This window comes from Streptomyces sp. HNM0645 (genome assembly GCF_030056615.1).
Taxonomy (GTDB): domain Bacteria; phylum Actinomycetota; class Actinomycetes; order Streptomycetales; family Streptomycetaceae; genus Streptomyces; species Streptomyces marianii.
The window spans coordinates 41,752-54,683 of the sequence record NZ_JASHLT010000018.1 but is presented as its reverse complement, the minus strand read 5'-3'; the positions used below and the strand labels follow the sequence as shown (position 1 = coordinate 54,683).

At 71.4% G+C, this 12,932-nt stretch carries 14 protein-coding genes; all 14 read right to left on the bottom strand.

Annotated features, from left to right (window positions below; translation table 11 throughout):
* The gene (locus QMZ92_RS15220; protein WP_283297912.1) at positions 1-543 is read right to left on the bottom strand and encodes an adenine phosphoribosyltransferase; all 543 of its coding nucleotides are present in this window, start codon (positions 541-543) and stop codon (positions 1-3) included.
* On the bottom strand, positions 540-1,652 hold the full coding sequence (gene secF / locus QMZ92_RS15215) for a protein translocase subunit SecF (RefSeq protein WP_283297911.1): 1,113 nt from the start codon (positions 1,650-1,652) through the stop codon (positions 540-542). The genes QMZ92_RS15220 and secF overlap by 4 nt, the downstream gene beginning before the upstream one ends.
* Position 1,653: 1 nt before the next feature.
* Positions 1,654-3,408: a protein translocase subunit SecD gene (secD, locus tag QMZ92_RS15210; protein ID WP_283297910.1), complete on the bottom strand. Its 1,755-nt coding sequence runs from the start codon at positions 3,406-3,408 to the stop codon at positions 1,654-1,656.
* A 147-nt stretch (positions 3,409-3,555) separates the two neighbouring features.
* The gene (gene yajC / locus QMZ92_RS15205; RefSeq protein WP_283297909.1) at positions 3,556-4,038 is read right to left on the bottom strand and encodes a preprotein translocase subunit YajC; all 483 of its coding nucleotides are present in this window, start codon (positions 4,036-4,038) and stop codon (positions 3,556-3,558) included.
* Between the two features lie 164 nt (positions 4,039-4,202).
* A complete protein-coding gene (gene ruvB / locus QMZ92_RS15200) occupies positions 4,203-5,282 on the bottom strand; it encodes a Holliday junction branch migration DNA helicase RuvB (RefSeq protein WP_283297908.1) in 1,080 nt (359 codons plus the stop codon).
* Positions 5,283-5,322: 40 nt separating this feature from the next.
* Positions 5,323-5,931: a Holliday junction branch migration protein RuvA gene (gene ruvA, locus QMZ92_RS15195; RefSeq protein WP_283297907.1), complete on the bottom strand. Its 609-nt coding sequence runs from the start codon at positions 5,929-5,931 to the stop codon at positions 5,323-5,325.
* Positions 5,928-6,461, bottom strand: coding sequence for a crossover junction endodeoxyribonuclease RuvC (gene ruvC, locus QMZ92_RS15190; protein ID WP_283297906.1), 534 nt, complete (start codon positions 6,459-6,461; stop codon positions 5,928-5,930). The genes ruvA and ruvC overlap by 4 nt, the downstream gene beginning before the upstream one ends.
* A gap of 160 nt (positions 6,462-6,621) precedes the next feature.
* A complete protein-coding gene (locus QMZ92_RS15185; protein WP_283297905.1) occupies positions 6,622-7,374 on the bottom strand; it encodes a YebC/PmpR family DNA-binding transcriptional regulator in 753 nt (250 codons plus the stop codon).
* An 87-nt stretch (positions 7,375-7,461) separates the two neighbouring features.
* Positions 7,462-8,088 (bottom strand): pyridoxal 5'-phosphate synthase glutaminase subunit PdxT, encoded by a 627-nt coding sequence (gene pdxT, locus QMZ92_RS15180; protein ID WP_283297904.1) that lies wholly within the window; start codon positions 8,086-8,088, stop codon positions 7,462-7,464.
* Between the two features lie 6 nt (positions 8,089-8,094).
* Positions 8,095-9,021 carry a pyridoxal 5'-phosphate synthase lyase subunit PdxS gene (gene pdxS, locus QMZ92_RS15175; protein ID WP_283297903.1) on the bottom strand — a complete coding sequence of 309 codons (927 nt, stop codon included), beginning with the start codon at positions 9,019-9,021 and terminating at the stop codon, positions 8,095-8,097.
* Between the two features lie 217 nt (positions 9,022-9,238).
* A complete protein-coding gene (locus QMZ92_RS15170; RefSeq protein WP_283297902.1) occupies positions 9,239-9,778 on the bottom strand; it encodes a hypothetical protein in 540 nt (179 codons plus the stop codon).
* Positions 9,779-9,867: 89 nt separating this feature from the next.
* Positions 9,868-11,058 (bottom strand): glycosyltransferase family 4 protein, encoded by a 1,191-nt coding sequence (locus tag QMZ92_RS15165; protein WP_283297901.1) that lies wholly within the window; start codon positions 11,056-11,058, stop codon positions 9,868-9,870.
* Positions 11,055-11,969 (bottom strand): phosphatidylinositol mannoside acyltransferase, encoded by a 915-nt coding sequence (locus QMZ92_RS15160; RefSeq protein WP_502962064.1) that lies wholly within the window; start codon positions 11,967-11,969, stop codon positions 11,055-11,057. The genes QMZ92_RS15165 and QMZ92_RS15160 overlap by 4 nt, the downstream gene beginning before the upstream one ends.
* A gap of 5 nt (positions 11,970-11,974) precedes the next feature.
* Complete coding sequence (gene pgsA, locus QMZ92_RS15155; RefSeq protein WP_283297899.1) at positions 11,975-12,682, bottom strand: phosphatidylinositol phosphate synthase; 708 nt, start codon at positions 12,680-12,682, stop codon at positions 11,975-11,977.
* Positions 12,683-12,932 lie beyond the last annotated feature (250 nt).

Below are 12,932 nucleotides of genomic sequence, written 5' to 3'. Positions count from 1 at the left end.
TCAGACCGTCAGCAGCGCCTCCAGCGGAGCGCCCTGCAGCGCGGGCTCCAGACGGGCCCGCCCGCCGAGGAAGCCCAGCTCCATCAGGATCGCGACGCCCGCGACCTCGGCGCCGGCCCGGCGGATCAGCTCCAGCGAGGCCTCGGCGGTGCCGCCGGTGGCGAGGACGTCGTCGATCACCATGACCCGGTCGTCGCTTCCGAGGTCCTCGGCGTGGATCTCGATCTCGGCCGTGCCGTACTCCAGCTCGTAGGCCTGAGACAGCGTCGCGCCGGGGAGCTTGCCCGCCTTGCGCACGGGGATGAATCCGAGGCCCGCTCGGACCGCGACCGGGGCTGCGAGGATGAATCCCCGGGCCTCCAGGCCGACGACCTTCGTCGCGCCGTGCCGGGCGCACACTCCGGCGAGGGTGTCGGTGAGCGCCCCGAAGGCCGCCGGGTCCGCGAGCAACGGGGTGATGTCCTTGAACATCACGCCCGGCTGCGGGTAGTCGGAGACGTCCCGGATACGGCTGAGCAGCAGCTCCCGCATGTCCTCGGTCATCGGCGCCTTCCCGAGGGACGGCCCCGGCCGCGGCCGCGCTGGCCGACGACCGCTCCGGCCGTCGCCGCCTCGCCGGGCAGGGCGTCCTGGGACTCGCCGTGGGGCTCCACGTCGCCGTCCTCGCCGGACCCGCCCTTGGCGGCGCCCGCCGCGCGCTTGGCGAGGACCCGCTTCTTGAGCGCCTTCATCGCGGGCTCGCGCTCCTTGAGGTCGGCGACCAGCGGAGTGGCGATGAAGATCGACGAATAGGCGCCGGCTGCGAGACCGACGAAGAGCGACAGCGAGATGTCGTTCAGCATGCCCGCGCCGAGGAAACCGCCACCGATGAACAGCAGGCCGGCGACCGGCAGCAGCGCCACGACCGTGGTGTTGATGGAACGGACCAGGGTGCTGTTGATCGACCGGTTGGCGATCTCGCCGTACGTCCAGCGGGTCTGCTTGGTGATGTCCTTCGTGCCTTCCTTGAGGCTGTCGAAGACCACCACCGTGTCGTACAGCGAGTAACCGAGGATCGTCAGCAGGCCGATCACCGTGCCCGGCGTGACCTCGAACCCGACGAGCGCGTAGACGCCCACCGTGATCGTGATGTCGTGGATCAGCGCCACGAGGGCGGCGAGTGCCATGCGCCACTCGAAGGCGATGGCCAGGTAGATCACCACGAGAATCATGAACACGCCGAGGCCGGTCCACGCCTTGTTGGCGATCTGCTCGCCCCAGCTCGGACCGACCAGCTCGGCGTTGATCTGGCCCGCCGGGATCTTCAGGTCCTCGGAGAGCTCCTTGCCGACCTGGTTGGCCTCTTCGGTGTCCAGCTCGCTGACCTGGATGCGCAGGGTGCCGTTGCCGAGCTTCTGGACGATCGCCGGGTGGCCGGAGGCCTCCTGCGCATACTCCTGGGCCTGGGTGACGGACACGCTCGTCTTCGGGGTGGTGAAGACGGCACCGCCCTTGAACTCGATGCCCATGTTCAGACCCCGCACCGCCAGGCCGACGATGGCCGTGATGGTGATCAGGATCGAGATTCCGTACCAGATCTTCCGCTTGCCGACGAAGTCGTAGCCGACCTCACCGCGGTAGAGCCTGGCGCCAAGGGTGCCGAGACGCGACATCTCACGCCTCCTTCGGGTGGACGGGGGCGGAGACACGGCGCGAGCGGCGCAGCGGCGGCTTGGCGCCGAGGCGCTTCGGGTCCAGACCGGACCAGGGGTGTCCGCCCGCGAAGAACTTCGTGCGGGCGAGGAGCGTCATCAGCGGCTTGGTGAAGAAGAACACCACGACGACGTCGAGCAGGGTGGTCAGGCCGAGCGTGAACGCGAAGCCCTGGACCTTGCCGACGGTCACGATGAAGAGCACCGCGGCGGCGAGGAACGACACGAAGTCGGAGACCAGGATCGTGCGCCGGGCGCGCGGCCAGGCGCGCTCGACGGCGGGGCGCAAGGTGCGGCCCTCGCGGATCTCGTCCCGGATGCGCTCGAAGTACACGATGAAGGAGTCGGCGGTGATGCCGATGGCGACGATGGCACCGCAGACGGCCGGCAGGTTGAGCGCGAAGCCGATGGCCGGGCCGAGCAGCGACATCAGGGCGTACGTCAGGATCGCCGAGGCCAGCAGGCTGAGCAGGGCGACGAGCGACAGGCCCCGGTAGTAGACCACCAGGTAGATCACGACGAGCGCGAGGCCGATGGCGCCCGCGATGAGGCCGGCCTTGAGCTGCTCGCCGCCGAGCGCCGCGGTGACGGTGGTCACGCTCTGCTGCTCGAAGCTCAGCGGCAGTGCGCCGTAGGACAGGATGTTGCCCAGGTCCTGGGCCGACTGCTGGTCGAAGCTGCCGGAGATCTCCGCGCTGGCGCTGAGGGTCTGGTTGACCTGCGGAGCGGAGACGACCTCGCCGTCGAGCACGATCGCGAACTGGTTCATCGGCGACGGCTGCTGCGAGAGCTTGCCGGTGATCTTCGCGAACTTCTTCGAGCCGGCGCCCGTGAAGTCCATCTGCACGATCCAGATGCCGCGCTGCGGGTCCAGCACGCCCTTGGCGTCGTCGACGTCCTTGCCGTCGACCTCGGCCGGGCCGAGCAGGTACTTCTCCCAACCGCCGACGCTGTTCTTGCCGCAGGCGACGGTGGCCTGCTCGGGCTTGGCGTCCTTGCCGGCGTTGGAGCGTGCCTTCGGGTCGAGGCAGTTCAGCGCGGCGAACTGCTTCTCCAGCTCCGGGTTGGCGGCGGCACCACTGGGCGTCGGCGCCGGGTTCGGGCTCTCCGGGGCCTTCGGCTGGTCCGAGGCCGCGCCGCTCGGCGAGGGCGAGGGCGCCTTCAGCGCATCGGTGACGGCACGGCCCTGCGTGGTCGGGCTGCTGCTCGGCGCGGTGGCCTTGTCCTTGCCGTCGGTGGCCTTGTCACCGGGCTTGCCGGACGGCGAGGCGCTCGGGCTGCCGGTGGGCTCGGGATTCGCCGGGCCGGCGGGCACCACGTTGAGCACGGGGCGGAAGAACAGCTGGGCCGTCGTGCCCACCTGCTTCTGGGCCTGCTCCGAGTTCGTCCCCTTGGGGATGTTGACGATGATGTTCTCTTTGCCCTGGGTCTGGACCTCGGCCTCGGAGACACCCAGACCGTTGACACGACGCTCGATGATGCCGACCGCCGTGTTCATGTTGGTCTCGTTGACCGCGCTCTCCTTGCCGGGCTCGGCCTCGGCCTTGAGCGTGATCGTCGTACCGCCCGCGAGGTCGATACCGAGTCGCGGCGTGGTCTCCCCGGACCAGAACATCCCGCCGACGAGACCGGCCATGACGATCAGCATCAGCGCGAGGGTACGCCCCGGCTTCCCCTGACCCCCCGGCGCCTTTCGGCCCTTCTTCGGTGCTGCCACCTTGTCGTTTCTCCCTGTCCAACCGCCCCGCGCCGGGTATGCGACGGGTCGGCCACGATGTGTTGTGGGGACCTGCCCCCGCGGAAGAAGTGGGCACGCACCGGGGACCGCGCGCGCCGGTGGGCGCGCCGCGGTCCCCGGTCGCGGCTACTTCGCGTCGGTGTCGCCGCCGCTCTTGTCGTCGCCCTTGGCGTCCTTGGCCTCCGGCGCCGACTCGGCGTCGTCCGCCTCGTCCTTCTTGCCGAGGTCGATCTTGGCATCCTGGGCGGCGTCGGCAGCACCCGCGTCGGTCAGCGAGGAGGCGTCGTCCGGCACGATCGGCGTGTCGCTCTTGAGGTCGTCGTCCCCGTCGCCGTGCACGATCCGGTTGTACTCGGCGTCCTCCAGAACGGCCCCGATGGCGTTCTTGGCGAATACGAGGTGCACGCCAGGGGCGGCCTCGAGGAGGACCGTGTCGTCGTTGACGTCCTTGACCGTGGCGTAGAGGCCGCCGATGGTCCGGACGCCGGTGCCGGGCTGCATCTGGTTCCGCATGTTCACCGCCGCCTGCTGCTTCTTCTTGGCGGAGCGGGTCATCAGGAACATGGCCCCGATGAGCACGATGAACGGGAGGAGGGTCACGATATCCACGGGACGGAATTCCTTCGCACGACCGCGGTGAGGAGCGGCCTGGTCTACGGGGGTGGGTACGCCGACCTTCACGGGCGGCATCGGCGGAGTCTAAGCGAGTCCGCATCGATGGAACAACGCCCAGCATCGCACCCCGGTTCCCGCCCGGGCGACCCTCCGCGCCGTCACGTCCCGAACAGACCCTGTTGTCCGCTCGCACCGGAGCCCTGCCGGGGCGGCACCAGGCCGAGGTGCGCCCATGCCGCCGGCGTCGCCACGCGGCCCCGCGGGGTGCGGGCCAGCAGGCCCTCCCGGACCAGGAAGGGCTCCGCGACCTCCTCGACGGTCTCCCGCTCCTCCCCCACGGCCACGGCCAGGGTCGACAGGCCGACCGGGCCGCCGCCGAACAGCTTGAGGAGTGCCTGGAGCACCGCGCGGTCGAGCCGGTCGAGGCCACGGCCGTCCACCTCGTACACCGCGAGGGCGGCCGCCGCGATCTCTCGGGTGACCCGGCCGTCCTCCTTGACCTGGGCGTAGTCGCGGACGCGGCGCAGCAGCCGGTTGGCGATGCGCGGCGTGCCGCGGGAGCGCCCGGCGATCTCCGCCGCTCCGTCCGTGTCGACCGCCACGTCCAGGAGCTGGGCGGAGCGGTGGACGACGCGCTCGAGCTCGGCGGGTTCGTAGAACTCCATGTGCGCGGTGAAGCCGAAGCGGTCGCGCAGCGGCGGGGGCAGCAGTCCGGCCCGGGTGGTGGCGCCGACCAGGGTGAACGGAGGAAGTTCCAGCGGGATGGCGGTGGCGCCGGGCCCCTTGCCGACGATCACGTCGACGCGGAAGTCCTCCATGGCCATGTAGAGCATCTCCTCGGCGGGCCGGGACATCCGGTGGATCTCGTCGAGGAACAGCACCTCGCCCTCCTGGAGGGAGGAGAGGATGGCGGCGAGGTCTCCCGCGTGCTGGATGGCCGGGCCGCTGGTGATCCTGATCGGGGCGCCCATCTCGGCCGCGATGATCATGGAGAGCGTGGTCTTGCCGAGCCCGGGGGCTCCGGAGAGCAGGACGTGGTCGGCGGTGGCACCGCGAGCGAGCGCCGCCTTCAGAACGAGGTCGAGCTGTTCGCGTACCCGCTCCTGACCGACGAACTCGTCCAGCGACTTCGGCCGCAGGGCCGCCTCCACGGCCTGGTCCTCGCCGTCGGCGGAGGCCCCGACGAGCCTGCCGTCGGCGGCGTCGTCGGTCGGCGGTGCGGTGTCGTCCCAGTTCACAGTGGATTGCCTCGCGTGGGTGGGCGGGTGCGGTTCGGGGTCAGCGGGTGCGGTTCAGCGTCTGGAGGGCGGACTTGAGCAGCAGGCCGATCTGGGGCTCGCCCGCCGCCTCCGCCTGCGGGGTGACGGCGGTGACCGCCTCGTCGGCCTCGCGGGTGGCGTAGCCGAGTCCGATCAGCGCGGCGTGCAACTGGTCGCGCCAGGACTGCGTGACGGGGGCGCCGACGGCACGGCCCGGGGCCACGGTCGGCTCGCCGAGGCGGTCCTTGAGCTCGAGCAGCAGCTTCTGGGCGCCCTTCTTGCCGATGCCGGGGACGGCCGTGAGCGCCTTCTCGTCACCGGTGGCCACCGCACGCCGCAGCGCGTCCGGGCTGTGCACCGCGAGCATCGCCTGCGCCAGCCGGGGACCGACGCCGCTCGCGGTCTGGAGCAACTCGAAGACCTGCCGCTCGTCGTCGTCGGCGAAGCCGTACAACGTCAGGGAGTCCTCGCGGACCACCAACGACGTGGCGAGCCGCGCCTCTTGACCCACTCTCAGCCCGGACAGGGTGTCGGGTGTGCACTGGACGGCCATGCCGACGCCGCCGACCTCGATCACGGCGGTGGTCGGGGCGAGGGCGGCGACCGGGCCGCTCACAAAGGCGATCATGCGGTACGGCCTTTCGTCGCGTGGTGGGCGGCGACCGCCCGCTGCAGGCGGTTCTGCGCGGGCGCGCGCCAGATGTGGCAGATGGCGAGGGCGAGGGCGTCGGCGGCGTCGGCGGGCTTCGGCGGCGCGTCCAGCCGCAGCAGCCGGGTCACCATCGCGCCCACCTGCGCCTTGTCGGCGCGGCCGCTGCCGGTGACGGACGCCTTGACCTCGCTCGGGGTGTGCAGGGCGACGGGCAGTCCGCGGCGGGCCGCGCACAGCATGGCGACGGCGCTGGCCTGGGCCGTACCCATGACCGTGCGCACGTTGTGCTGGCTGAACACCCGCTCGACCGCGACCAGTTCGGGCCGGTGCGCGTCCAGCCACTCCTCGATCCCGCGCTCGACGGCGACGAGCCGGTCGCCGATCTCCGCGTCCGCGGCGGTGCGGACCACACCGACGCCGAGCATCGTCAGCGGACGGCCCGCGACGCCCTCGACGACACCGATGCCGCACCGGGTCAGCCCCGGGTCCACCCCCAGCACACGCACACGCCCACCCCTTCTTCGCCGTCCCCCGGCCACCGCCGGAAGGTGTCCCCGACGTTTGTGCAGGCTATCGGCTCCCGCTGACAACCACCGACAACGCCTCGGGCCGAAACGCGACGGGCCGACGGGGTGCGTCCCCGTCGGCCCGTCGTACGAAGCGGGATCAGGCGTCGACCTTCTCCATGACGTCGTCAGAGACGTCGAAGTTGGCGAAGACGTTCTGCACGTCGTCGCTGTCCTCCAGCGCGTCGATGAGCTTGAAGATCTTGCGCGCGCCCTCTTCGTCCAGTTCGACCTGCATGGTCGGGACGAAGTTGGCCTCGGCCGAGTCGTAGTCGATACCGGCGTCCTGGAGCGCGGTGCGGACCGCGACCAGGTCCGTGGCCTCGCTGATGACCTCGAAGCTCTCACCCAGGTCGTTGACCTCCTCGGCACCGGCGTCCAGCACCGCGCCGAGCACGTCGTCCTCGGTCAGCTCGCCCTTCGGGAGCACCACGACGCCCTTGCGGTTGAACAGGTAGGACACCGAGCCGGGGTCGGCCATCGAGCCGCCGTTGCGGGTCATCGCGACACGCACGTCGGAGGCGGCGCGGTTGCGGTTGTCGGTGAGGCACTCGACGAGCACCGCGACACCGTTCGGGCCGTAGCCCTCGTACATGATCGTCTCGTAGTCGGCGCCGCCGGCCTCGAGGCCCGCGCCGCGCTTGACCGCGGAATCGATGTTCTTGTTCGGGACCGACTGCTTCTTCGCCTTCTGGATGGCGTCGAAGAGGGTCGGGTTGCCGTCGACGTCGGCGCCGCCGGTACGGGCCGCAACCTCGATGTTCTTGATCAGCTTCGCGAAGAGCTTGCCGCGCTTGGCGTCGATCACGGCCTTCTTGTGCTTCGTCGTGGCCCATTTAGAGTGGCCGGACATCTGCCTGTCTCCTTCGCGTAACCGATCTCTGCTGCGTTCGCCTGTGATCCTACCGGGACGGTCCCACCCGTCGCCCGACCACCACCCTCACGGAGCGCTGACGCGCGCACCTTCTGATCGCGCGGCGCGCACCATGTCGACGAACAGGGCGTGCACACGGTGGTCCCCGGTCAGCTCCGGGTGGAACGACGTGGCCAGCGCGGTGCCCTGGCGGACGGCGACGATGTGGCCGTCGTGCTCGGCGAGCACCTCGACCTCGGCACCGACGGACTCGACCCACGGAGCGCGGATGAAGACGCCCTCCACGGGACCGCCCTCGACGCCCGTGACCGCGACCGCGGACTCGAAGGACTCGTTCTGCCGACCGAAGGCGTTACGGCGCACGATCATGTCGATGCCGCCGATGGTCTCCTGGCCCGACCGCGGGTCGAGGATCTTCTCGGCGAGCATGATCAGGCCCGCGCAGGTGCCGTAGACCGGCATCCCGGCGCGCACGCGCTCGCGCAGCGGCTCCATCACCCCGAAGAGATGGGCCAGCTTGGAGATGGTGGTGGACTCGCCGCCCGGGATGACGAGGCCGTCGACCTCGGCGAGTTCCTCGGGGCGCCGGACCGGCCTGGCCGCGGCGTCGGCCGCGGCCAGGGCGATCAGGTGCTCCCGTACGTCGCCCTGCAGAGCCAGTACTCCGATAACAGGGGTGCCGGGTGTGCTCATGGGTGGTTACCAGCCGCGGTTCGCGTAGCGCTCGGCCTCGGGGAGGGTGTCGCAGTTGATGCCGACCATGGCCTCGCCGAGGTTGCGGGAGGCGTCCGCGATGATCTTGGGGTCGTCGTAGAAGGTGGTGGCCTTCACGATGGCCGCGGCGCGCTTGGCCGGGTCGCCGGACTTGAAGATGCCGGAGCCGACGAAGACGCCCTCGGCGCCGAGCTGGCGCATCAGCGCGGCGTCGGCGGGGGTGGCGACACCACCGGCGGAGAAGAGCACGACCGGCAGCTTGCCGAGCCGGGCGACCTCGGCGACGAGCTCGTACGGGGCGCGCAGCTCCTTGGCGGCGGCGTACAGCTCGTTGTTGTCGAAGCCGCGCAGGCGGGCGATCTCGTTCTTGATCTGGCGCAGGTGGCGGACGGCCTCCACGACGTTGCCGGTGCCGGCCTCGCCCTTGGAGCGGATCATGGCCGCGCCCTCGGCGATCCGGCGCAGGGCCTCACCCAGGTTGGTGGCGCCGCAGACGAAGGGGGTGGTGAAGGCCCACTTGTCGGAGTGGTTGACCTCGTCGGCCGGGGTGAGCACCTCGGACTCGTCGATGTAGTCCACGCCGAGCGACTGCAGGACCTGGGCCTCGACGAAGTGGCCGATGCGGGACTTGGCCATCACCGGGATCGAGACGGCGTCGATGATGCCCTCGATCATGTCCGGGTCGGACATCCGGGCCACGCCGCCGTCCTTGCGGATGTCGGCGGGGACGCGCTCCAGGGCCATGACGGCCACGGCGCCCGCGTCCTCGGCGATCTTCGCCTGCTCAGGTGTGACGACGTCCATGATCACGCCGCCCTTGAGCTGCTCGGCCATGCCTCGCTTCACACGTGCGGTGCCGGTCTCGGGAGCCTGCGGGGAGTTGGAGAACGTGCTGGACACGATCGACCTCATTCGGTGACGACAAAAATGGTGCTCCGACGAGGAAACAGTCCGGTGCCAGGCCACGGCAAGGGCCAATGGGGACCCCGTGGATCGTTTTGACGTCGGCCGCGGGAACGTACGAGGGGCACCGGGGTCGGCGCGGGGCACCCGTCCGGACCCGGTGGGGCACCGACATCGGCCCGGCACGGCCGGTGTCCCGGCACGGCGGGGCCGCCGGGGCGGGCCCCTACGGTCGGTCCGCCAGTGCCACCGGTGGCTCGTCGTCCATCTCGAAGGCAAGCGGGAACGGGGCGTGCCCGGCGAGGCGGAACCAGCGGACCTTGCGGTGTCGGCGCAGCGCCCGCGCCGCCCGTACGGCGTCGTTGTGGAACCGCCGCGCCATCGGGACGCGCCGTACGGCCGCGGCCAGTTCGTCGGCGGCGTCGTCCCCCCCGGGAGCCTGCCGCACGGCCTCCACCTGTTGCGTCTCGCCGAACACGGCGCGCAGAGCCTGGCTCAGCTCGCTCTCCGCGACCTCGCGGTGCTCCTCGTCCGCCTGACGGGCCGCGTGCGCGGCCTCGTAGAGCACGATCGAGGCGGCGGGGTCCAGCACACCGGAGGTGGCGAGCTCCTGGGTGACCGAGGCGCGGCGCAGGAGCTGCGCGTCGAGTGCCGCCCGCGCGGCGTCGATCCGGGCGTGCAGGCGGTCGAGCCGGCCGGCGGTCCAGCTGAGGTACAGGCCGACGGCGACGAGCGCGACGAGGATCCAGATCAGGGTTGCGGTCACGCCGGGTCAATCTACCGGTGAGTCGGGGAGCGCCTACGCGCCCGGGCCCCCGGGGGCCGCGTCCGGCGCCCCGACATGCCCCCGACGCCTCAGTCGCGGGCCAGACCGAAGCGCGCCATCAGCCCGCCCGGGCGTTCGTCCGCGGCCACCGAGGCCGCGCCGTCCGTCACCGTCTCGTACACGGCGAGGATGTCCGCGCCGACCGTGGACCAGTCGAAGCGCCGCACATGGGCGCTGCCGCGGGCGCTGAGCTCGGCGCGCCGGGACGGCGAGTCCAGCAGCCGGATCGCGGCCTCGGCCAGCGCGCCGGCGTCCTCGTTGGCGAAGAGTTCGCCCGCGGCGCCCTGGTCCAGTACCTGGGCGAACGCGTCGAGGTCCGAGGCGAGTACCGGCGCACCGGCCGACAGGGCCTCGACCAGGATGATGCCGAAACTCTCACCACCGGTGTTGGGCGCGACGTACACGTCGACGCTGCGCAGCAGCCGGGCCTTGTCCTCGTCGCTGACCATCCCCAGGAACTCGACGTGCTCGCGCATCGCCGCGGGGAGCGACTCGACGGCCTCCTCCTCGTCGCCTCGCCCCGCGACGAGCAGCCGGGTGTCGGGACGGGCCTGAAGGATCCTCGGCAGGGCCTTCATCAGGACGGGCAGGCCCTTGCGGGGCTCGTCGATGCGCCCGATGAACCCCAGGGTCCCCCCCTTGCCTTCGCCGGTGGTGCCCCCACCCTGCCACTCCGCCTTCGGCTCGGCCTTCGCGAAGAAGTCGACGTCGACGCCGTTGGGGATGACCACGGCGTCCCCGCCGAGGTGCTCCACGAGCGTGCGCCGGGCGTACTCGCTGACCGCGATCCGAGCGTTGATCTTCTCCAGGGCGGGCTGGAGGATCGGGTACGCGGCGATCATCGCCCGCGAGCGCGGGTTGGACGTGTGGAAGGTCGCCACGATCGGACCCTGGGCCGCCCAGCAGGACAGCAGGCCCAGGGACGGCGAGGCCGGCTCGTGGATGTGGATCACGTCGAAGGTGCCGTCGTGCAGCCAGCGCCGCACCCGGGCCGCGGAGAGGATGCCGAAGTTGAGCCGGGCGACCGAGCCGTTGTACGGCACGGGCACGGCACGGCCCGCCGACACGACGTACGGCGGCAGCGGGGTGTCGTCGTCGGCCGGGGCGAGGACGGACACCTCGTGGCCCAGTCCGATCAGGTGCTCGGCGAGGTCGCGGATGTGGAACTGGACGCCGCCGGGGACGTCCCACGAGTAGGGGCAGACGATCCCGATCCTCATGTCCGGGACTCCCCCGTGTCGCCCCGGTCCTCCAGGTCCGAGAGCCACAACCGCTGCAGCATGTGCCAGTCCTCCGGGTGGTCGGCGATTCCGGTGGCGAAGGCGTCGGCAAGCGCCTGTGTCATCACGGACGTCCTCTCGGCCCGGGTGCCTGTCTCGGGTACGTCGACGGGCGGATGGACCCGCCCCCTCATGACGGACGTCCCGTCGTACCAGAGGGTCACCGGCAGCAGTAGCGCGCCGGTCTGCTGGGCGAGCAGCGCGGGCCCCGCGGGCATCCTGGCCGTCTCGCCGAAGAACTTCACCTCGATGCCCGAGGCGGACAGGTCGCGGTCGGCGACCAGGCAGACCAGCCCGCCGGCGCGCAGCCGCCGGGCCAGGGTGCCGAAGGCGGAGCCGCCGGTGTGCGGCAGCACCTCCATGCCGAGGGACTCGCGGTAGGCCACGAACCGGTCGTACAGCGTCTCCGGCTTCAACCGCTCCGCGACGGTGGTGAACGGTATGCCGAGCGCACGGGTCGCCCAGACCCCCGCCAGGTCCCAGTTCGCCAGGTGCGGCAGCGCCAGGACGACGCCCCTGCCCTCGGCCATGCCGTCGTGCAGGCGCTGGATGCTCTCGATGTCCACGCTCCGGCGCACGCGCTCCTCGCCCCAGGACGGGAGCCGGAAGGACTCCATCCAGTAGCGCATGTAGGAGCGCATCCCGGCCCTGGACAGTTCGGCGAGCCGCTCCGGTCCGGCGTCGGGCACCACCCGGGCCAGGTTCGCCTCCAGCCGCAGCACGCCCTTCCCGCGCCGCTTCCACGCGGTGTCGGCGATGGAGCGTCCGAGCGCGGCGGCGACGGGCTCCGGGAGCTTCCTGACCGTCGCCCAGCCCAGCCCGTACAGCGTGTCCGTCAGCCGGTCCTGCATGCCGCTCATGCCTCACTCCCCTGCGAGGTGCCCTGGGTGGTCCCGTGCGAGGGGCCCTGCTGGGGGCCGCCGCCGGGCGTCAGGGCGTCCGCCTCGGCCGCCTCGCGGCGCACCGTGACCACGCGCTGCGCCAGCGTCACCACCGAGCCTGCGGCCACGATCCACAGCGCGACGGGGAGCAGTACGTCGACACCGGGGACCCCGAAGGCGTGGAGACCGGCGAGCCCGGCCGCGACCAGCGAGATCACCAGCCGCTCGGCCCGCTCCACCAGCCCGTTCACGGCTACCGGCAGCCCGATCGACTCGCCCCGCGCCTTGGTGTACGAGACGACCTGACCGCTGGCAAGGCAGAAGATGGCCACCGCGCACAGCACGTTGTCGTCGCCCTTGCCGGCGTACCAGAGGGCGAAGCCGCCGAAGATGGCACTGTCCGCGACCCGGTCGAGCGTGGAGTCCAGGAAGGCGCCCCAGCGGCTGGAGGTCCCGGCCTGACGGGCCATGTTGCCGTCGACGAGGTCGGAGAAGACGAACAGGGTGATGACGATCGTCCCCCAGAAGAACTCTCCGCGGGGGAAGAAGACCAGCGCGCCCGCGACCACTCCGGCCGTGCCGACGAGGGTCACCGCGTCGGGGCTCACTCCGCGGCGTAGCAGAAACGCGGCGAACGGTGTGAGGACACGCGTGAAGAAAGCACGCGCGTACTTGTTCAGCATGGCCTTCCCGAGGGGTCGGTGGGCCGTGCGGCCCATTCGGCCACCGGCGGGCCCATCGTAGCCAGGCACGCGGCGGCCCAGCGGCCTGGCCCGGTCGCGTACGACGTATGGACGCACCATGACGGGAGTGGAAAGCTCGAAAGACAACCGCGGGCTTCGCCGGCGCATCCCCCGGGCTCCGGCCCGGGTCTCCCCCCATAGCGCGCCCCCGGGTCCGCGCCCTCACCTCACCGTGCACCGAGTCGGGAGG

What these genes read in the sequence shown, in the direction of transcription:
- pdxT (WP_283297904.1), bottom strand. Translation starts at nt 8,088, where the DNA reads ATGAGCACACCCGGCACCCCTGTTATCGGAGTACTGGCTCTGCAGGGC.
- ruvA (WP_283297907.1), bottom strand. Translation starts at nt 5,931, where the DNA reads ATGATCGCCTTTGTGAGCGGCCCGGTCGCCGCCCTCGCCCCGACCACC.
- QMZ92_RS15220 (WP_283297912.1), bottom strand. Translation starts at nt 543, where the DNA reads ATGACCGAGGACATGCGGGAGCTGCTGCTCAGCCGTATCCGGGACGTC.
- secF (WP_283297911.1), bottom strand. Translation starts at nt 1,652, where the DNA reads ATGTCGCGTCTCGGCACCCTTGGCGCCAGGCTCTACCGCGGTGAGGTC.
- pdxS (WP_283297903.1), bottom strand. Translation starts at nt 9,021, where the DNA reads ATGAGGTCGATCGTGTCCAGCACGTTCTCCAACTCCCCGCAGGCTCCC.
- QMZ92_RS15165 (WP_283297901.1), bottom strand. Translation starts at nt 11,058, where the DNA reads ATGAGGATCGGGATCGTCTGCCCCTACTCGTGGGACGTCCCCGGCGGC.
- pgsA (WP_283297899.1), bottom strand. Translation starts at nt 12,682, where the DNA reads ATGCTGAACAAGTACGCGCGTGCTTTCTTCACGCGTGTCCTCACACCG.
- QMZ92_RS15160 (WP_502962064.1), bottom strand. Translation starts at nt 11,969, where the DNA reads ATGCAGGACCGGCTGACGGACACGCTGTACGGGCTGGGCTGGGCGACG.
- QMZ92_RS15185 (WP_283297905.1), bottom strand. Translation starts at nt 7,374, where the DNA reads ATGTCCGGCCACTCTAAATGGGCCACGACGAAGCACAAGAAGGCCGTG.